The sequence below is a fragment of the Methylocystis sp. genome (assembly GCF_050251305.1).
Classification (GTDB): Bacteria; Pseudomonadota; Alphaproteobacteria; order Rhizobiales; family Beijerinckiaceae; genus Methylocystis.
In genome coordinates, this window is the sequence record NZ_JBFWNB010000004.1 from 55,433 (window position 1) to 74,172 (window position 18,740).

Below are 18,740 nucleotides of genomic sequence, written 5' to 3' on the forward strand. Positions count from 1 at the left end.
GGCCTCAACCTAATTTGAAATTGGGACAGAAGGGCGTTCGCCCCGGCGTCATGGGCGTGCGGCTATTGGACGAATTGAGCTATTGCCGCAATCCGGACCACATTGCGTTGTCCTGACGGTCCGTAAAACGTCAGAGCCGTTTTTTGCGGTCGACTTGGAGCTTTCGATCGTAAACGTGAACCGAGCCGCCGAAAGCTTTCAATTCTTATCGTCAGCGTTTTGGTTTCCCCCGCGGCAATTGGCTCAATGGCGACCTTTAGCGCCTTCGCCGACATGAGCGACTCGGGATATGCGGGGATGACCTTGAACAGATCGGGGTTCAGAAAACGGAAGGCGTCGACGCTCAGTTCTCCAAGTATGACGGGTTGATTCCAGTTGTTCTTGACCCGCGCTGTCACGATCAGATCGTTGCGGTTGGGTGAAAGTTTCGTTGCGAGTAGAGCGACGGAGATTTTAGATTGCGCTGCTTCAGCTTCGATCGACGACAGATATTTACGAACATTGTCGTCGCGCGTGGCGCTATCTAAAGGCTGCGTTCCAATGGCGCGCTCATAGGCGCCAATGGCGTCCCGATGCGCAGCCGCGCCAGACGTCGCATTCTGCGCAGCGGTTTCTGGCGATCTTGCGGAGTCAAGCGCGTCTTGTAGACGTTGTGAGTCCTTCCGCGCGAGTCGTGTTTCTACAAAATCATCCGGGCACAACTGTTTGGCGCGGGCCAACGACTCTGCCGCATCCTTTTCGAGTTTAACGAGAATCTGCAACTCGCCCGCGTAAAACATCAGTTCGCATTTCTGGTCATTCGTCGCCGCCGCTTCCGCGACTTTCGCCAATGGCTTCACGCCGAGGTAGAGCTCGGTCAAGGGGAACGGCCAAGCGTTCTTTGGCGTTGTCTCACTCCAGACCGCCAGCTCACGTTTGCCGTCTTCTCCCAAATAGGCCCTTGCGAGAAACAGCCACAGGATGACGTAACGACGATCGCCTGTGGCGGCGGCGCGCGCAAAATCTTTGGCTGCGGCGCTGAAATTACGATCTTCAAAGTAAAGGCGGCCGCGCGCAAAATATGCTCCTGCGTTCTTTGAATCTATCCCGATCGCCTCGCCATATTCGCTAATGGCTTGCGATGCTTCATCTCGCGACGTGTGAATCTGGGCGCGCAGCGCATGGGCCGCCGCCAATTTAGGCTTCAATTCGAGCGCTCGATCGGCATCGCGCCAGGCGCCGTTGGCGTCGCCGGTCGCGTTCAGGGCCAATCCACGGGCGATGTATATTTCAGGATTTTGCGCATCGAGTTCTACTGCTCGGTCAAAAGCTTGGAGCGCACGAGCATAGTCATGCTTTGTCCCATACAGTTGAGCGAGCGACGCATATGCGACGGCGTTGTTTGGATGAAGCTGGACCGCACGCTCAAGTTCAGTTATGGCGCGATCATAATCCTGCATAATACTATAGGCTTCGGCGCGCGCCTGATACGCAACGAGCAGATCTGATTCCAGTTTGAGCGCTGTATTAAAGTTTGAAATCGCACGATCAATCGCGCCAACATTAGCGAAGGACGCGCCACTCTTTACGAGAGAATAGGCAATCGAATAGCGCACGCCGACATAGCTCCAATAAAGGAAGCCGAAGATGGCGCTGACGCTGACTGTGACAAGAGCGGCGGCCGCGATGCCGTTGCGACGAGAAAAGTTCAGAAAGGCGCGCGTCCAGCGGTCTACATCGCGAGGCAATGCGAGGAATTCCTGACCTGCGACGCCCCAACTCAGCGTTCCCAGAGCGACGCCGATCGACGCCGCGTTCAGGGCTCCGAACGGCGCGGCTCCCAACGCGGTTGCGAAGGCGCCGACAAGTTCTGGAACTATCGCCAACAACGCCAGAAGCCCACCCAGCAGGAGCCCCGTCGCTTTCGCAAAGACGATACGGTCAACAAGCATCGGCGATAAACGATAGACGCGATGGGTCTCTTGGGCGGCAAGATCCTCTCTACAAACTGCAATCGCCCTTAAGGCCAACACGGCGTACATCGCCACCGCGAAGAGGAAAGCGCCCGATAGCAGCGTTGGCGTCGTCGCGGACAGATAATCGCCGATCTCGATCACAAACGGCAGAGACAGCGGAAGAAGTTCTCCGAGAAAGAGCGGGAAGTCGTAAAGGCCATGTAGCGTCGCACAGACCAACCATGTGAAGAGGACCTTTAAAATGCGGAGCGAAGTCCGTGCTTCGAGTTCCGCCCAAGCCAGTCCAAACCCCATTCCCATGCCGAGGAAAGCGTGCATCGGGACCGCACTGACGGCGCGGGCGATCGCGATGCCCTTCCACTCGTCCGAGGCGTGTAGCACGTATGAAATGTTTTCGATCAGCGCAAAACCGAGGCCGACGCCTGCGCAAGCGAGGATAAGATCCGTGCGGCTGCGCCTCTGATAATAGGTCGCAACAATGAAAAGGCAGGCAAGCAGCTTCGCGCCTTCTTCAGAAAGGCCGGCAAAGGCGAACGCCTTGATCAAAAGCCCGAGCGTTGCATCGACTTGCGTACGAGCGACAGCTTCGAAAGCGTTCACGGTCAGCGGCAGGATCGCGATCATCGCGCCGCTGGCGATTGCGACGAGGAGCAGCCGTGGGGAGAGGCGCCGTTCGCCGATGCGAAACAGCATGACAGCGATGACAACGCCGGGGACGAGCGAGCCGACCAGCGCGCCGAGCCGCCAGAATGAATCCGCGATCATCGAATTGTCCAGAGCGCCAGTCTCCTCAATGAATATGTTTGGTCACGATGGCGAGCGCCACGGTAGAAAGAAAGATCAGGAATCCAAGAGCGGCTCCTGGCCTCGAAACGCCGCCGGCTTCGGCGATCGTCGAGCGCGCTTCCTCGTCCGTCTGTGACTGGGATCTGATCTCGATGACGAGCGCTTCCGCTGTGTCCACGTAATAGCGGGGGCCCAGCCCGCCGAGGATGGAGACTGTGACGCCGGTGACGTTAGATAGCGCCGTAGACTGAAAAAAGAGCGCGATTGCGATTGGCGCAACCGTTAAAGCGGCCGCAGTCAGGTACATCTTCCGGTATAGTAGCCAGGCTTGCGGGAAGAGGAAGCTCGTGAAGGAAAATCCGATGTTTTTGCCGCGCAAGCGGCGCGCGCGCCACAGACTCATGAACTTCATAGCGTTCGGACCAAAGAACAGCCTCAGGTCCTTTTCGAGTTGCGGGGGCTCGACGACGGGGATCATCTAGCGTTCGGCGGGATGGCAGCAAAAGCCCTTCGACGGACTATATGTTGCGAAGCCGACCAGCGTGCGACGAGAGGCGGCCTGATGCGCGCGCGATGGCCTTCGGCGCTGATATATCGAAATTGCGTTTCGCAAAGATTGCCTCGCAACAACGCTGGAAAGTCTCTGAAAATCAAATATTTCAAAGATCTTGCCTGCCCGGAGTTCAACAATAACGAACGAAAAATCGGCGTCAAGGCGACATGTGCGAACATCGGCATGAACTACAAAAAGGCCGAAGAACCAAATCAAACGTCATGCCAATAGAACCTTCCCCCTCGCTCCCCGCTCTCCCGCCGTTCCGCGAGCGGGCGCCGTGGTTCGGCGGCGATCTGCAGACGCTGCGCAACATCATTCGCGGCGGACCGCCGGAACTGGCCGGCGGCGAGCGGCTGCTGCTCGCCATGCCCGACGGCGACCGGCTGGCGGCGCGGCTTGATCGGCCGGCGACGGACGGCGGCGCGCCGCTGATCGTTCTGGCGCATGGGCTTGCCGGCTCCGAATCAAGCCGGCACGGGATCGCGACGGCGCGCTATCTCGTCGGCCAGGGCTGGCCGGTGCTGCGCCTGAACCTGCGCGGCGCCGCCCCCTCGCGGCCGACCTCCGGCGGGCGTTATCACGCCGGCAAGACCGAGGATCTCGCCGCCGCGCTGCGCGCGCTCCCCGCCGACGTCATGCGCCAGGGGGTCGCGCTGATCGGCAATTCGCTCGGCGGCAATCTCGTGCTGAAATTCATCGGCGAGGGCGGCCACGGCTTGCCCGTGCGCGCCGCCGTCGCGGTGTCGACCCCGATCGACCTCGCGGCGACCTGCGCCCGCATGATGGCGCCGCGCAATTTCGCCTATCATCGCTACATGCTCAATGAGATGAAACGCGAGGCGCTGGCGCCGGGCGCCGATCTCACCACGGCGGAGCGCGCCGCCATCGCCGGCGCGCGCAGCGTCTATGAGTTCGACGATCGCTTCGTCGCGCCGCATTTCGGCTATCGGGACGCGCAGGATTATTATCAAGCGAACGCCGCCAAGAATTTTCTCGCCGGCGCCAGGCTGCCGACGCTGATCCTGCAGGCCTCGGACGATCCCTGGATCCCGGCGGACTGCTATCGGGCGATCGACTGGTCGACATTGCCGGCGATTGAGATGGCGCTGACGTCCGGCGGCGGGCATATGGGCTTCCATGCGGCGGACAGCGTCACGCCATGGCATGATCGCGCGACCCTGCAATGGCTCGCGCGAAAAGGCCTCGGGCCGCGCGGCCTGCTGGAGAGGGAGTAGGGCGGCAGCCATGGACGCACGCCAGACGATGGTGTTCGGCGACAACGCCGACGACTATCGCGCCTATCGCCCGCATTATCCCGACGCGCTGTTCGCCTGGCTTGCGGGCGTCGCGAAAGACGCTCGCCTCGCCTGGGATTGCGGCGCAGGCAGCGGGCAGGCGGCGATCGGCCTGTCGCGCCATTTCGCAAAGGTGCTCGCGACCGATCCGGATCAGCGGCAGCTGGCGCTCGCTCCGAAAGCGCCGAATGTCGACTATCGCAACGCGCGGGCGGAAGACGATCTCGGCCTGCGCGCCGAGGTCGATCTCATCGCCTGCGCCTGTTCGATCCACTGGTTCGACCTGCCGGGATTCTATGAAAACGCGCGGCGCGTCATGCGCCCAGAAGGAATCATCGCGGCATGGACCTATGACTGGCCCTGGACGGGCGTCGCGCCGCTCGATTCGATTCTACGCAGGCTGAAGGACGATATTCTCGGCCCGTTCTGGGGCGAGAGTTCTTCGCTTTACTTCAACCGCTACGAAACGCTGGAGTTTCCCTTCCGGGAAATCGACAGTCCGTTGTTTCAGACGCCGATCGCGCGCTCGAAAGACGATCTCGTCAGCTTTCTCAGGACCTGGTCCGCGGTCGAGAAATACAGGCTGCGCCATGGCGGCGACCCGCTGGCGCTGATCGATGACGCGCTCGAGGCGGCGTGGCGCGCGCAGCCGCCGACGCTGCCGCTGGCGGTTCCGCTCTACATGCGCTGCGGCGTCAATACGCCGTAAGCTTAAGAATTGGCGGCCGCTATTCTACGTATCGCCCGCAGCTTTCCCTAATTTTGCCCGCATCGTGGCGACCATGAGAATGGTCGCGTTAAGCCGATGCCGTGTGTCTCCCGAGGGGGTTGTTCCAGGGGACATCGTTCAGCAAAGGACTGCAGCATGCTTGAGGCCGGCAAAGTTTATAAAGTCACGACGCTCGTGAATAGCGAAGGCGCCTGGGACGAGGAAAGCGAGCTTTGGACCGTCACCGCCGTCGAGGGAACCTGCGCCAAGCTCAGCAATGAAGGCCGCGAAAACAGGGTCGTCGATACGGCGTCCTGGAATTTCGTCAAGGCCGAAGCGGTCGACTAGGGTTCGACCGGTCGCGTAACGGATGTGTCGGGGACGACGTCGTCCCCGCGATGAAGCGTTGCGCGCCGGGCTGACGTCAGGGCGCCGCTAGTTGCATTTCATCAACCGGACGTCCTTCGTCAGGCCGGACTCGGAGCACAATCCGAAGTGCCTGTCGGCGTCGTCGCCATTGGGACAGCCGCCGCCGGAAATTTTGTCGTAGGCGGAAAAATAATAGCTGTCGAATTCATGCGGGCGCGTCTTCCACGTGTTGAAATAATCGATTTCGGACTCGATGTTCATGTCTTTCATGCCGTTGTTGTTTCCGCAGCTCGGCCAGCCTTCCTCCGTGACGACGACTTGTTTCCCCGTTTTGGCGCGGAGGTTGGCCACCTTGGACTGAATGTCGTTTGCGACGCTCCTGCCGTTCACCTTTTCCGGCGAACCGCCCCAGAATGGATAGATATTCGCCCCGATGACGGTGACGTTCTGCAGCACTTTTTGAGGATCGCTGGCGACGAGGCGAATCCAATCGGGCTCGCGCTGCGCCGTCGTGACCAGCACCTTGGGATTGTTGATCCGACTGCGGAGCGCGGTCATGTCGGCGACGATCCGCTGCTGCATCGCGGGTTGCGGATTTCCCTGCCAATCGAACATGTCTTCATTGCCGACGGCGATGGCGACGACCGTTCCGGGATAGCGGAAAGAGGCGTCGACGGCGGCGTTGACCTGCGACTGCGTCCAGTCGGCGTGATCGGGAAATTCGAAGACGCCGAGCATCAGGCGGATATTTTTTCCCATGGCCAGTTCGGCGGCGCTGACGCATTGCTGACCGTTGATCGTGCAATAGGTCGAGTAAAATGTCTTGACGAACGAAAAGCCGAGCCTGCTGATCTGGGTGAGATCGTCGGCGATCACCCTTTTCATCGTCGCGAAGTCATTTATCTGCTGTGCGTGTACATATGCGCCGCTGTGCGCAGGGTCGTAATTGATGCCGTTCTCGGCGGCGTAGACTTGGGACGATGTGAGGATTGACGCGGCCAGAGCGGCCTGAGCCCAAGACTTCATAAAATGTCTCCGATGATTCATGTAAAAGACGAGCGACGGTAAACGTATTTGATCTTTTTCAAACGCAGCCGTCGCGGCAATCCGACTTTTCCACTGCAATTTGTCGAGCGCGTGCGGCGTCGCGCCGATTGCGCCGGGCGTCGAAACTGTGGCTTGCGGACGTTCAGGGCGACCGATTGAACGCCGCATAAAATCTTTCGCGGTCCGGTCCCTGGGAGATGAATAGCGGGCTCACCCCGCCTGCACGCCAGCCCGGACCTTTGCCGCGACGTCGCGAAAGAATTTGAACAGGGGCGATGTCCAATTATAGAGCGGCGCCTTGGTGACGATCATGTCGTTCATCACCAGACAATCGATATTGGTGTGGAGGAAGCAGTACACCGCGTCCGCCGGCGTTTCGACGATCGGCTCGCCCTTCACATTATAGGACGTGTTCAGCAGCGCCGGGACGCCGGTGAGCTTCTCGAACTCTGTCAGCAAACGATAAAGCCGCGGGTTGGTGTCTTCGGATACGGTCTGCACGCGCGCCGTGCCGTCGACATGCACGATGGCGGGAATCCTGTCGCGCCATTCCGGCCGCACATTCTGCGCCATCAGCATGAAGGGCGAATCATGATCGCCTTCGAAAATCTCCTTGGACCGCTCGGCGAGGACGATCGGCGCGAAGGGCCGGAAACCCTGCCGGAATTTGATGCGCTTGTTCAGCCGGTCCTTCATCTCGGCGCTGCGCGGATCGGCGAGCAGGCTGCGATTGCCCAGCGCACGCGGACCGAATTCCGACCGCCCCTGAAACCAGCCGATCACCTTGCCTTCTGACAGGCGTTTGGCGGTCTCGGCGCAAATGTCGTCGAAAGATTCGGCGTCCGTCTCGAAACGAGCGGGGAAGGCGTTTCGCGCCGCCGCGATCTCGTCGTTTGAGTAATCGCGGCCGAGATAGGCGTGCTTCATGACAAAGTTCCGCGGATGCTTCTGCAGCGCCAAGCGGCCATAGAAGGCGCAACCGATGGCGATTCCGTCGTCTCCCGCGGCAGGCTGAATCCACACATTGTCGAAACCGGCCTCGCGGGCGATCCGGCCATTGGCGACGCAATTCAGCGCCACGCCGCCGGCGATGACGAGGTTTTTCGCGCCGGTCGTTTCTCGCAGCCATCTGGCGCGGGCGAGCAGAACCCGCTCGGCGTCGTCCTGGACGCGCCAGGCGAGATCCTGCCAATGCGCCATGGCGGGATTGCCTTCCCATTTGCCGCCGGTCGCCGGCCCCCAGGGCTGGTCGAGCGTCGCGGGCCATTCGAGAACGCGCAAATTCTGCGCATCCAATTCCAGCAAGGGTTCGACGTTGCCCGGCCGGCCATAGGGCGCGAGTCCCATCAACTCGCCGCATTTGTTCCAGTCGCCGAAAATATAGGTCGAGGCGCGGCTGTAATAGGCGCCGAGCCCCGGCATGTTGATAAACTCTTCGCTGAGAAAGCCGCGGACCGGCTCCATCCAGACCTTCTTCAGCGTTTCGATGTCTGAGCCCGAAAAACGGTAATAGCTTTCGGATTCCCGCGCCAAGGGCGAGGCGACGTCCGCCTCGGGCACATGCTCCGTCACGTCGGAGCGATAGCTGCCGACGCCGTCGACGACCATCACGACGCCCTCGTCAAAAGGCGAAGGCGCGAACGCGCTATAGGCGTGCGCAAGATGATGCGAGACATATTCGACCCGCACATTCTTGAAGAATTTCGGATAGTCGGCGGGCTTGTCGCCTTCGCCCGGCGCGAAATAGCGCAGCGGCTGGTGGAGCATGCGGCGCTCCATTTCGGCGGGCGGCATGATGTAGCAATTGCGGACGACAAGATCGATGTCGTCGACCGAAACGCCCTCCGCATCGAGGCAATAGTCCACGGGCTCCCGGTAAAAGCCGCCGTCGTGCTTCTCCCGGGTGAGGCGCTCCTTGGCGATCGCCCAGCGCAGTTCGCCGTCGCGCAGCAGACAGGCGCTGGCGTCATGGTCGTAGGCGTTGATCCCTAAGACATAGCTATGTTTTTTTGTCATTGGTCGCTCGGCGGCGGTACGCGCGCGCGACGCGAGAGAGGCGCTCACGCGGCGAACGCAAAAACTCGCTCGGGCGAATGGTCCGAGCGAGGAGATCCGTTACGGAAGTTCTTCGTAATCTGAAGCGGAGACGAACAGCTCGCGGTCAGCAGCCCCATACCCACGCGCCGCGCCACCAGCGCCAACCGCAGCCGCGCCCGCCGCGGCCTCCTCGACCGCCGCGCCAACCGCCGCGATCGCCGCGGCCTCGGTCGCCGCGCCCGCCTCGGTCTCCGCGGTCGCCTCTATCGCCTCGGTCTCCCCGATCGCCTCGGTCTCCCCGATCGCCGCGGTCGCCTCCATCTCCCCGGTCGCCCCTATCGCCCCTATCGCCGCGCGCCTGAGCGGCGGCGGTCGTCGCGCCCATCAGCGAAATGCCGACGATAGCGCCGCATTGGAGGACGATAATCGACAGCGCCGCCAGCACATTAATGAAGAAACTTCGAACCGTTCTTCCGCTGCTGGACATTTCAATTTCCTCCGGTGAATCGCTTTGTGCTTGGACGCGAGTTGTGCGCTGCATTATGCCGATCTGACGAACGTCCACCGCAGATTGTGCATTGCGATAGATCGTCAATGAATCAATTTGCGCCGCCAGATTTGCGGCGCGCTTGGACCTGCTTACAGCCTTGTCTAGAGTGCCGGATGTCGAACGATGACTCTTGTTTCGCGGGAAGTTTAGACCCTTGTCCGGTTTTGACAAGGCCAAGTCTTGCGGTCGAGCGGCGATGTCTCGACGCTCGGCTCCGGGCGCGCAAATGAACAAGAGATCGCGAGTCATGCGCGCAAATTGCTTGAGGGGATTTCAATGTCGCAATTCACCGTAAACGCCGATCGCATCGACCCGTACAAGAATTTCAAGTTCCGATTGAAATGGGATGGCCGCTATGTCGCCGGCGTCTCGCGAGTCGGGCCGTTGCGACGCACGACGGAAGTCATCGAATATCGGGAGGGCGCCAGTCCGTCATTGGCGCGCAAGCTGCCGGGCGTGACCAAATTCGAGCCGGTTGTGGTCGAACGCGGAGTCTCGCACGATCTCGAATTCGAGCGCTGGGTGAACAAGGTCTGGAGCCTGGACGGCGCGGCGGGCGCCGAATCCTCGCTCAAGGATTTCCGCAAGGACGTCGTCCTCGAACTTCTCAACGAAGCAGGCCAGGTGGCGATCGCCTATGTCATCCGCCGCTGTTGGCCGTCCTGTTTCGAGGCGCTGCCGGCGCTCGACGCCAATGGCTCGGAGGTCGCCGTTCAGCGGCTCGTGCTCGAAAACGAGGGCTGGGAGCGGGACCTCTCGGTCGTCGAGCCTGTAGAACCGTCCTACGATTGATTCCTTAATCAATCGCGGGCTGTGGCTCATCGGCGCCAGCCGCGCTATCAAGAGTCGAGTCGGCGCGAACGCCGTGCGCATCGGGAGGCGGAGATGTACAAGAAAATTCTGGTGGCGGTGGATATCAGCGAGGCCGACGTCACCGAACTCGCGCTCGACGCGGCGGTGGCGCTGGCAAAAGTGTCTCAGGACGCGCAGATCCGGCTGATCAACGTCCAGCCGCTCGTGCCGGTCGCCTTCATCGACTATATCCCGCCGAATTTCGACGAAGAGATGCGCGAAGCGACGGAAAGGGATCTTGCGGCGTTGCGCGGCAAGATCGCCTATCCGGCCGAGCGCATTTCATCGATCGTGCGGTTTGGCGCCGTTTATCCTGAAGTGCTCGCCGAGTCCGAGGAATGGGGCGCCGATCTCGTCGTGGTCGGTTCACATCGGCCGACGATGGCGACCTATCTTCTGGGCTCCAACGCCAAGACGATCGTGCGTCACGCCAAATGCTCGGTCCTTGTCGTGCGCAAATAGCGCGCGGTGACATGCGCCGAGCGCGCGGATAGACTTGGCGCATGCTCCGATTCGCGACTTTGGCGATTGCGTCTTGCCTGCTGTTCGCCGCCGGCGCCGCCGCCGCGAAAACGCCGGGCGAGGCGCGGCTGCTCAAGCGCGGGCGGGCGATCGCGCAGGAAAATTGCGGCCGCTGCCATGCGGTCGGCCCGCGCGGCGAGAGCGCCAATCCCAAGTCGCCGCCGTTTCGTTCGCTCGCGCGAAAATATCCGCTGAGCAATCTCGAAGAGGCGCTGGCCGAGGGCATCGTCGTCGGCCATGAGGGGCTCGACATGCCGCAATTCCGGCTCAACGCCGCGCAGATCGACGCGCTGCTCGCCTATCTCGCCTCCATTCAGAAATAGCGCCGGCTCCGCTGCGGGCGCGATGGCCAATCTTCCGATCCATCCAATCCATCCGATCCATGAGCTTTTCGCCGGGCGCCCGCGCGAGATTGCGCCGGGCCGCAGGAGCGCGATCCGTAAGGCGCCGCTGGCGCCGCCGTGGCGCATCGAGACGGAGGGGCTCGTCGGCGATCGGCAGGCGGATCGGCGCCATCACGGCGGCGCCGAGAAAGCGCTGCACCACTATCCGCGCGAGCATTACGCGTCCTGGCGGACCGATTTGCCGGAGCTCGCGCAAGAATGGCGGCCGGCCGCCTTTGGCGAGAATATTTCGACGTTCGGGGTCGACGAGGAGTCGGTCTGCGTCGGCGACGTCTTCGCGCTCGGCGGCGCGCGGCTGCAGGTGAGCCAGGGACGACAGCCCTGCCTGACTCTCAATTTTCGCTTCGGCCGGCGCGACATGGCGCGGCGCGTCCAGGAAAGCATGCGCTGCGGCTGGTATTATCGCGTTCTCGAAACGGGCGAGGCGCGCCCCGGCGACCCACTGCGGCTTGTCGACCGGCTGCAGCCGCAGTGGCCGCTCGCCCGGCTGTTCGCCTTGCTCTATGCGCGCACGCGCGCCTTCGACGAACTCGCCGAGATGGCCGCGCTGCCGGAGCTTGCGCCAAACTGGCGCGACCTTGCGCGCCGGCGGATCGAAACGCGCAAGGTGGAAGACTGGACCCGGCGGCTTGGCGGATAGGCGCAAAGGCGCTTTGGCGACAAAGTCGTTTGCGCTTGGCGTCGCGCTGGGCCAGCTTAGCGCCGCCGTCCCCGACGCGCCTTGTCGCTGCGCCAACCCTGCAGGCATTCGATGAAAGACATGGACCGGAAGAAACACCCGACGGTGCGTCGCATGCTGGATCGGATCGATCCGATCGGCTACCTGCTGACCGAAGTCTTTCACCTTCTCGGACTGTTCGCGATTGGCGGCGCGACGGTCTGGGCCGCGGCGAAAGCCTTTCTCGACATGGCGACGAAGGGTCACGCGACGATCGAAGATCTGTTGCTGCTCTTCATCTATCTCGAAATCGGCTCGATGGTCGGCATCTATTTCCGAACCAACCATATGCCGGTGCGCTTCCTGCTCTATGTCGGCATCACCGCGCTTACCCGCCACATGATCGGCTATGTGCAGATGGAGTCGGTTCCGGACGTCGGCATATTGATCCTCGCAGGCGCGACGCTCATTCTTTCGTTCGCCGTGCTGACGATCCGCTACGCCTCGGCGCGGTTTTCCTCTGGCGCGTCGGACAGCACGGACACGGATTGAACGCGCGCGACGGCGACGCGGCGCGCCCGCATCGCCGGTCGGATGGGACGCGAGAAGCGGCCCGTCAATTCTTCATCTTTGAGAGCGCGTCGCGGCAGTCGGGCGAGACTTCGTCCTTATGCGCTTGAAAACAGGCGATGATCCGCCCGCCGCCGGGCATGACGCCGCTGCACAGCTTCGCATAATCCGCCTTGCATCTTTCCTTCACGTCGTCGGGGATCTGGTTCCCGGGCAGGGCTTGCGCCGGCGCGACGCTGGAGCAGAGGGCGATCAGCAACAGGCTCAAGGAACGGCGCATATCGATGTCCTGGGGTTTGCGTTCCGGACGAAGACGATCGCCCGCGCGCCGGATTGTGGCCCGCCCGGCGCGACCTGGGCAAGGGGGACGCCCAGCCGCCCCGGCGCTTGCTTCAGATCGCCGCGCTTTGGCCTATGGGCCGCGGCTTTGCGGGAGCGGCCGCTCTGGTCTAAGAGAAAGCGGCGAAATAGTTGAGGAAAGAATGTCCGCGATCCCCGATTTCACCAAGATTCCCTTTGCGCCCGTCGCGCCCGAGCAGGAGTCGGAGCCGCGCCGCTGGCTGACGCCCGAAGGGATCGAGGTGAAGAACGCCTACGGCCCGCAGGATATCGAGGGGCTCGCCTTCGTCGACGGCTATCCCGGCGTCGCGCCTTACGTGCGCGGACCCTATCCGACCATGTATGTCGCCCAGCCCTGGACCATCCGCCAATACGCCGGCTTCTCCACGGCCGAGGATTCGAACGCCTTCTACCGCCGCAATCTCGCGGCCGGCCAGAAGGGCCTGTCCGTCGCCTTCGACCTCGCGACCCATCGCGGCTATGACTCTGACCATCCGCGGGTGATGGGCGACGTCGGCATGGCGGGCGTGGCGATCGACTCGATCTACGACATGCGCACGCTTTTCGACGGCATTCCGCTCGATCAAATGTCGGTGTCGATGACGATGAACGGCGCGGTGCTGCCGGTCCTCGCGCTCTTCATCGTCGCGGCGGAAGAGCAGGGCGTGCCGGCCGAGAAGCTGACCGGCACGATCCAGAACGACATCCTCAAAGAATTCATGGTGCGCAACACTTACATTTACCCGCCCGAGCCGTCGATGCGCATCGTGTCGGATATTTTCGCCTATACCTCCAAGCATATGCCGAAGTTCAATTCGATCTCGATTTCCGGCTATCACATGCAGGAGGCCGGGGCGTCGGCCGATCTGGAGTTGGGCTACACGCTCGCCGACGGCGTCGAATATGTGCGCGCCGGCGTTGCGGCGGGTCTCGACATCGACGCCTTCGCGCCGCGTCTGTCCTTCTTCTTCGCCATCGGCATGAATTTCTTCATGGAGGTGGCGAAGCTGCGCGCCGCGCGCCTGCTCTGGGCGCGGCTGATGAAGGATCTCGGCGCCAAGACCGAGAAGAGCATGACGCTGCGCACCCACTGCCAGACCTCCGGCTGGTCGCTCACCGCGCAAGACGTTTACGTCAACGCGATCCGCACCTGCGTCGAGGCGATGGCGGCGACGCAGGGCCATACGCAATCGCTGCACACCAATGCGCTCGACGAGGCGCTCGCCCTGCCGACCGACTTCTCCGCGCGCATCGCCCGCAACACGCAGATCGTGCTGCAGGAGGAAAGCGGCACGACGCGCGTCATCGATCCGTGGGGCGGCTCCTATTATGTCGAGCGGCTGACCGCGGAGCTCGCCAAGGGCGCGTGGAAACATATCGAAGAAATCGAAGGGCTCGGCGGTATGGCCAAGGCCATCGCCGCGGGCGTGCCGAAGCAGCGCATCGAGGAAGCGGCGGCGAAGACGCAGGCGCGCATCGACAGCGGCGCGCAGGTCGTCGTCGGCGTCAACAAATATCAGCCGGTGAACGATTCCAAGCCCAATGTGCTCAAGGTCGACAACGCCGCCGTGCGCGCGGCGCAGCTCGACAAGCTCAAGCGGCTGCGCGCCGAGCGCGACGAGGCGAACACGCAGGCGGCGCTGAACGCTCTGACAGAAGGCGCCACGTCGGGCGCCAATCTCCTCGATCTCGCCGTGAAAGCCGCGCGAGCCAAGGCCAGCGTCGGCGAAATCTCTTTCGCGCTCGAAAAAGTGTTCTCGCGCCATAAGCCGAAGGCCAATGTGATTTCCGGCGTCTATGCGCGAGAGGCGGGCGAGGAGAGCGCCCAGGTCGGCCGCGTGATCGGCATGACCCGCGATTTCGAGGACAACACCGGCCGCAAGCCGCGCATTCTCGTCGCCAAGATGGGGCAGGACGGCCATGATCGCGGCCAGAAGGTCATCGCTTCGGCCTTCACGGACATGGGCTTCGACGTCGTCATCGGCGACCTCTTCGCGACGCCGGACGAGGTGGCGCAGAAGGCGAAGGACGCCGATGTGCATATCGTCGGCGTGTCGACGATGACCGCCGGCCATCTGACTCTGACGCCGGAACTGCGCGACGCGCTGCAGCGCGCCGGGCGCGGCGACGTCATGATGGTCGTCGGCGGCGTCATTCCGCCCGACGATTTCCAGGCGTTGTATGATTCCGGCGCGGCGGCGATCTTCCCGCCCGGCACCAATATTCCGCTCGCGGCGGAGAAGTTGTTATATGAGCTGAATGTCCGGCTCGGCTTCGCGCAGCGCGAAACGGCGAAGGCGGGGTAGCGTCTCAAGCAATTTCCTGGAATTTTTACGTGACGATCGCTCAGACTTTTCGCTCGCCCTGCGATTTCGCTCATCAAATGCCGAACAAAATTGCGGAATTCATTGACATTGAGAAGGACCTAAAGAGACCATTCAGGGAGGATTCAATCACCGATTTAATATTAGCGTCTTTCCTAAAGCTGCCGCCCCGTCAGGTGCTAATTCTCACCCCGTCGGAAGCGCAAACTGGCAGCGACTTCGATCTTGTCATTACGCAAAGTGACGCGAAGGATATGGTGCATTACCGAATTCAAGCGAAGAGGCTTACATTAAGCAGAGGCCCTGTTTGGGGTAGTAGCTATTACCGATGCATCGATCACAGGATAAAGTCCATTAAGGCGCTCCAAGTTGACGTCTTATGTGCTTCCAGTCAGTGCATTCCACTTTACGCATTTTATAACCATGGCCGAATTGTAACGGCATCTGCCAACAAGATTCCCGGAATTGTATTAGCGGACGCGCTTATAATTCAAAAGCTTATCCATGGCGCGTTGCCTGGCTTCAAACGCATCAGCAACTTGGAGGCTTTCTTTTTTCCACTGGCGACTATTCTTTGCTCTTCGGACAGAAAAAGCGTAGTCGCCACCCCACGAGAGTCTGAGTTGCGCGTGCGTGAAGCTATAGCGAAAACACGCGAAGCAATGCTGAAACTGCCGTTGACTGCAGAGTTTGGAATATTCAAAGAGCCAGATCCCATTTCCAGAGCAAACGAGCACGACGAAACATTGAGAATAACCGTCTTGAAAGCGGTGCGTGACGGAATAGCTCGAGAAAGGTCGATTATTTCATCTCCCAGCGTCAGACGGCCATGTGTGACTCTGATTGGAGCAGTATCGAGCTCAGTTGGCGCTTAGTGCCATCAGCATGTGGGGGATAAGCTGGTTCCCTAAAATATGAGATGATTTCGAGGAGTCGGGCGATGGACGAAGACGCGTTCAACATGGCGGTGCGCAAGTTTCTAAAAGAGGTGGGCGTGACCTCGCAGCGCGAAATCGAGCGCATCGTGCGCGAGCACAAGGTCGCCGACGGACGCCTGAAGCTGCGCATGGCGCTGACCGCGGACGGCACGCCGCTCAATCACGTCGTCGAAAGCGAGATCGACGTTCGCTGACGCGTCAGATCGTCGGCGCGTCGACGATTTGGGCGGCCTCGGCGATCTCGGCGGCGATGGCGCGTATCTGCTGCTTTTCCGACTCCAGCGTCAGTTTCGTCTCGGCGCGCGTCAGGGCCTCCGCAGATTGTCGTAGAGCGGCCTTGCCGAAGGTCTTTTCGTCGTCGCGCGTCAGGCCGAGCAGGATTTTCTGCAGCCAGATCTGCACTTCGATCATGGCGGCGCCATCGCGCGCGATGGGACGGAAGAAATCTTCGAACATATCGCCGACGTCGAGCGGCGGCAGATAAATGTTGGGGAAGTTCACTTCCGCCTCGCTGCGGGTCTCCCAAAGCGCGAGCAGGCGCGCGCCGCGCGTGAGCACGTTGATCGCGGTGCCGGGATCGTTGATCGCGGGCGAGAGCGCGCGCGAGGCGGTTTCGCTGAGCACGATCAAGCCGAAGCGCGGATCCTGCTCGAAGGTTCGATTGTCGCCGATGGAGAAAACGCCGCGCAGAGTCTCCGTCAGTTCATCCATCCGCTCTTGGTCGATGCTCGGACAGGAGACGTAACACAGCGGCTTGGTGCGATGCGCGAAGGAGCCCGGATTGACCTGAATCCATACGGTCGCTCCCGCCTCTTCCGTCGAGCCCTGCGCAGCGATGAGGTCCATGTGCAGGACATAGCCCGGCCGATCCGCATGAACCGGAATCGCGCCTTCGGGCGGAGGCGCGATCAAGGGATGGCATCCAAGATATGGAGATTCGAGCCGTTCCTCCAGCGCTTGGGCGGTGGCGTTCTCAATGCGCGGCAGAAGGTCCGAAAAGCGGCCGAATTCACGCAACAGATCAATCCAGCGAATGAAATTCCAAAACATCAATACGATCACGACAAGCGTGACGAAGAACAGCAGGAGCCGTCCGGCGCCGCCGTAGATTCCCATTTTGAGCGCGACGATTCCGACAAGACTGAAGACGAATGCGCCGAGAAAGGTCGCGATGACCTTTTGAGAGGTCTTCTCTTCAAGCAGAAGCTGCGTCGCGCGGGGCGTCGCATTTGACGAGGCGCTCGCAATCGCCGCGGCCATGATGCCGAGCGAGAAGGTCGACACCGCCAACATCGAGGACGCCAGAATCGTCAGCACGCTTTCCAGAGCTTCGGCGCCGAGCTCCTGGTTGACCCAGTGCGGCACATAGGCGCGCAGCAGGAAGGCGGCGAACGCCGTCACGCAGGCGGCGATCGCGTATAGCGTGACCCGCACCCAGAGCTGCTGGAAGAAATGGGACAGCCGCCAGGCCCATTTGCTCTGCATGACCTTCCCTCTTACGGGCCCACAACGAGGCTTACGAAGGAAATAGCGCGGACTCGGCCGCGCGCCACAGCGGCGTGACGGGCGCGCGGGCGGAGCACGAAAACTTCAAGCCGAGGGGCGGTCCGAACGCGCGCGGACAAAAAACGACCTCGCCCCGAGGCGAGGCCGCAAATCTAGATGTCAGATCCAGGAGGTCAGTTAACCGGCGGCGTCCATTCATCGACTTCGCGCCGAACCTGATCCTTGGAATAGCCGTATCTTTCTTGCAGCAGACCCTCGAGCTGTTCGCGTCTGCCATCAATCCGCGTAACGTCATCGTCTGTGAGCTTGCCCCATTTTTCTTTGACCTTTCCGGAGAATTGCTTCCAGTTCCCGGCGATGACATCCCAGTTCCCGGCAGTATGACTCCCTTGCGCGCTCGCGCGGGATTCATCATAGCCGGGCATGCCGGGAACGTTGGGAGGCGCCCATTTCGTTACGCCTGACCCCGTGGTTTCGGCCAATGCGCTGACGCTCAAACAACACGCAAGCCCTGCGCCGGCCAAGGCCGCGGAAATGAAAGCCGTTCGACCCTTCATGATTGTCCCTCCAATCCGCCATCAGCGAGATAAGCCGATGATTTGATCTTGCGGGAACTCGTCGAGACGAAGCTTTGTTCCAACTTACATTGGACGAGCGGCCATATCGGCGACAGCGGGAAGGTTAGTGAGCGCGGGCGTTGGCGACGACTGAAGAATTTGATCGTCAGCGCTTGGCGAAAGCTTCAGTTCACATGGAGCTGCGCCGCATTGCCGCGTGCATCATTGGGAGAGAGCGCTGAAATTCTGGCGAGAGAGACGGGACTTGAACCCGCGACCTCCGGCGTGACAGGCCGGCGCTCTAACCAACTGAGCTACTCCCCCGCGTGCGTATCTGGACGCGAGAGGCGCCAGATAGCGCAGGCGCATCTGGAGGTCAAGGAAGTTCGCAGTCTGGCGGGGGCGTCGCAGGCGCCCGCCTTCGGCCCTTCGCTGGCGTCCCTTTTGCCTTTCCTTTGCGCCTGCATTAAGCCTCGCGCCATAGGAGACGGACGTTGAACGACGACATGCGGAGGCGACGCATTCGGGTGCGCGCCTGGCGCCGAGGCATGCGCGAAATGGATATTTTGATGGGGCGTTTCGTGGACGCGCGCGTCGAGGCGCTGCCCGCGGAGGCGCTCGCCGAACTTGAATCGCTGCTCGATCTGCCGGACGCCGCCGTTTACCGATGGCTGTCGGGGGCCGAACAGCCGCCGGTCGAGCGCGATACGCCGCTCCTGCGACAGATCATCGCTTTCCACCGCCACGACGGGCCGATCCATTGAGC

General features: G+C 61.6%; 20 protein-coding genes and 1 tRNA gene. 12 read left to right on the top strand and 9 right to left on the bottom strand.

Features of this window, described 5'->3' with window-relative positions:
• Nucleotides 1-62: 62 nt before the first annotated feature.
• Together AB7F41_RS02530 and AB7F41_RS02535 are read right to left on the bottom strand one after the other, a co-directional pair.
• Entirely contained in the window at nt 63-2,720 is a 2,658-nt protein-coding gene (locus tag AB7F41_RS02530; RefSeq protein WP_428380180.1) for a PrsW family glutamic-type intramembrane protease, read from the bottom strand.
• Between the two features lie 25 nt (nt 2,721-2,745).
• Complete coding sequence (locus AB7F41_RS02535) at nt 2,746-3,219, bottom strand: DUF2628 domain-containing protein (RefSeq protein WP_428380179.1); 474 nt, start codon at nt 3,217-3,219, stop codon at nt 2,746-2,748.
• A gap of 296 nt (nt 3,220-3,515) precedes the next feature.
• On the opposite strand from AB7F41_RS02535, the gene AB7F41_RS02540 reads away from it, so the two are divergent.
• The 3 genes from AB7F41_RS02540 to AB7F41_RS02550 all read left to right on the top strand — a co-directional run bounded on the left by AB7F41_RS02540 (nt 3,516) and on the right by AB7F41_RS02550 (nt 5,649).
• The gene (locus AB7F41_RS02540) at nt 3,516-4,532 is read left to right on the top strand and encodes a YheT family hydrolase (protein WP_428380177.1); all 1,017 of its coding nucleotides are present in this window, start codon (nt 3,516-3,518) and stop codon (nt 4,530-4,532) included.
• 10 nt (nt 4,533-4,542) lie between these two features.
• Nucleotides 4,543-5,301 carry a class I SAM-dependent methyltransferase gene (locus AB7F41_RS02545; RefSeq protein WP_428380175.1) on the top strand — a complete coding sequence of 253 codons (759 nt, stop codon included), beginning with the start codon at nt 4,543-4,545 and terminating at the stop codon, nt 5,299-5,301.
• A 156-nt stretch (nt 5,302-5,457) separates the two neighbouring features.
• The gene (locus AB7F41_RS02550; protein ID WP_428380173.1) at nt 5,458-5,649 is read left to right on the top strand and encodes a hypothetical protein; all 192 of its coding nucleotides are present in this window, start codon (nt 5,458-5,460) and stop codon (nt 5,647-5,649) included.
• Nucleotides 5,650-5,736: 87 nt separating this feature from the next.
• On the opposite strand, the gene AB7F41_RS02555 is transcribed toward AB7F41_RS02550, so the two are convergent.
• The 3 genes from AB7F41_RS02555 to AB7F41_RS02565 all read right to left on the bottom strand — a co-directional run bounded on the left by AB7F41_RS02555 (nt 5,737) and on the right by AB7F41_RS02565 (nt 9,075).
• Complete coding sequence (locus AB7F41_RS02555; RefSeq protein WP_428380171.1) at nt 5,737-6,696, bottom strand: glycoside hydrolase; 960 nt, start codon at nt 6,694-6,696, stop codon at nt 5,737-5,739.
• 231 nt (nt 6,697-6,927) lie between these two features.
• Nucleotides 6,928-8,733, bottom strand: a complete 1,806-nt coding sequence (locus tag AB7F41_RS02560) for a carbamoyltransferase family protein (protein ID WP_428380169.1) — start codon at nt 8,731-8,733, stop codon at nt 6,928-6,930.
• A gap of 99 nt (nt 8,734-8,832) precedes the next feature.
• Complete coding sequence (locus AB7F41_RS02565) at nt 8,833-9,075, bottom strand: hypothetical protein (protein WP_428380168.1); 243 nt, start codon at nt 9,073-9,075, stop codon at nt 8,833-8,835.
• A gap of 505 nt (nt 9,076-9,580) precedes the next feature.
• On the opposite strand from AB7F41_RS02565, the gene AB7F41_RS02570 reads away from it, so the two are divergent.
• The 5 genes from AB7F41_RS02570 to AB7F41_RS02590 all read left to right on the top strand — a co-directional run bounded on the left by AB7F41_RS02570 (nt 9,581) and on the right by AB7F41_RS02590 (nt 12,292).
• Nucleotides 9,581-10,096, top strand: coding sequence for a phage tail protein (locus AB7F41_RS02570; protein ID WP_428380166.1), 516 nt, complete (start codon nt 9,581-9,583; stop codon nt 10,094-10,096).
• Nucleotides 10,097-10,189: 93 nt separating this feature from the next.
• Complete coding sequence (locus tag AB7F41_RS02575) at nt 10,190-10,618, top strand: universal stress protein (RefSeq protein ID WP_428380164.1); 429 nt, start codon at nt 10,190-10,192, stop codon at nt 10,616-10,618.
• Nucleotides 10,619-10,659: 41 nt separating this feature from the next.
• Nucleotides 10,660-11,001 carry a c-type cytochrome gene (locus AB7F41_RS02580; protein ID WP_428380162.1) on the top strand — a complete coding sequence of 114 codons (342 nt, stop codon included), beginning with the start codon at nt 10,660-10,662 and terminating at the stop codon, nt 10,999-11,001.
• Nucleotides 11,002-11,023: 22 nt separating this feature from the next.
• Nucleotides 11,024-11,722 carry an MOSC domain-containing protein gene (locus AB7F41_RS02585; RefSeq protein ID WP_428380161.1) on the top strand — a complete coding sequence of 233 codons (699 nt, stop codon included), beginning with the start codon at nt 11,024-11,026 and terminating at the stop codon, nt 11,720-11,722.
• Nucleotides 11,723-11,842: 120 nt separating this feature from the next.
• Nucleotides 11,843-12,292: a phosphate-starvation-inducible protein PsiE gene (locus AB7F41_RS02590; protein WP_428380160.1), complete on the top strand. Its 450-nt coding sequence runs from the start codon at nt 11,843-11,845 to the stop codon at nt 12,290-12,292.
• A gap of 64 nt (nt 12,293-12,356) precedes the next feature.
• On the opposite strand, the gene AB7F41_RS02595 is transcribed toward AB7F41_RS02590, so the two are convergent.
• Nucleotides 12,357-12,590 carry a hypothetical protein gene (locus AB7F41_RS02595; RefSeq protein ID WP_428380159.1) on the bottom strand — a complete coding sequence of 78 codons (234 nt, stop codon included), beginning with the start codon at nt 12,588-12,590 and terminating at the stop codon, nt 12,357-12,359.
• A 202-nt stretch (nt 12,591-12,792) separates the two neighbouring features.
• Here AB7F41_RS02595 and scpA point away from each other — a divergent pair, with 202 nt between their 5' ends.
• The 3 genes from scpA to AB7F41_RS02610 all read left to right on the top strand — a co-directional run bounded on the left by scpA (nt 12,793) and on the right by AB7F41_RS02610 (nt 16,105).
• Nucleotides 12,793-14,955 (top strand): methylmalonyl-CoA mutase, encoded by a 2,163-nt coding sequence (gene scpA, locus AB7F41_RS02600; RefSeq protein ID WP_428380157.1) that lies wholly within the window; start codon nt 12,793-12,795, stop codon nt 14,953-14,955.
• Between the two features lie 29 nt (nt 14,956-14,984).
• Nucleotides 14,985-15,848 carry a DUF6615 family protein gene (locus AB7F41_RS02605; protein WP_428406432.1) on the top strand — a complete coding sequence of 288 codons (864 nt, stop codon included), beginning with the start codon at nt 14,985-14,987 and terminating at the stop codon, nt 15,846-15,848.
• A 65-nt stretch (nt 15,849-15,913) separates the two neighbouring features.
• The gene (locus AB7F41_RS02610) at nt 15,914-16,105 is read left to right on the top strand and encodes a DUF6494 family protein (protein WP_428380154.1); all 192 of its coding nucleotides are present in this window, start codon (nt 15,914-15,916) and stop codon (nt 16,103-16,105) included.
• 4 nt (nt 16,106-16,109) lie between these two features.
• Here AB7F41_RS02610 and AB7F41_RS02615 read toward each other — a convergent pair whose 3' ends face one another.
• From AB7F41_RS02615 to AB7F41_RS02625, 3 genes are all read right to left on the bottom strand, one after another.
• Nucleotides 16,110-17,396 (bottom strand): DUF2254 domain-containing protein, encoded by a 1,287-nt coding sequence (locus AB7F41_RS02615; RefSeq protein ID WP_428380152.1) that lies wholly within the window; start codon nt 17,394-17,396, stop codon nt 16,110-16,112.
• A 194-nt stretch (nt 17,397-17,590) separates the two neighbouring features.
• Complete coding sequence (locus tag AB7F41_RS02620; RefSeq protein WP_428380263.1) at nt 17,591-17,776, bottom strand: CsbD family protein; 186 nt, start codon at nt 17,774-17,776, stop codon at nt 17,591-17,593.
• Between the two features lie 445 nt (nt 17,777-18,221).
• Nucleotides 18,222-18,298, bottom strand: a tRNA-Asp gene (locus AB7F41_RS02625).
• 245 nt (nt 18,299-18,543) lie between these two features.
• Here AB7F41_RS02625 and AB7F41_RS02630 point away from each other — a divergent pair.
• On the top strand, nt 18,544-18,738 hold the full coding sequence (locus tag AB7F41_RS02630; RefSeq protein WP_428380150.1) for a succinate dehydrogenase assembly factor 2: 195 nt from the start codon (nt 18,544-18,546) through the stop codon (nt 18,736-18,738).
• Nucleotides 18,739-18,740: the final 2 nt, after the last annotated feature.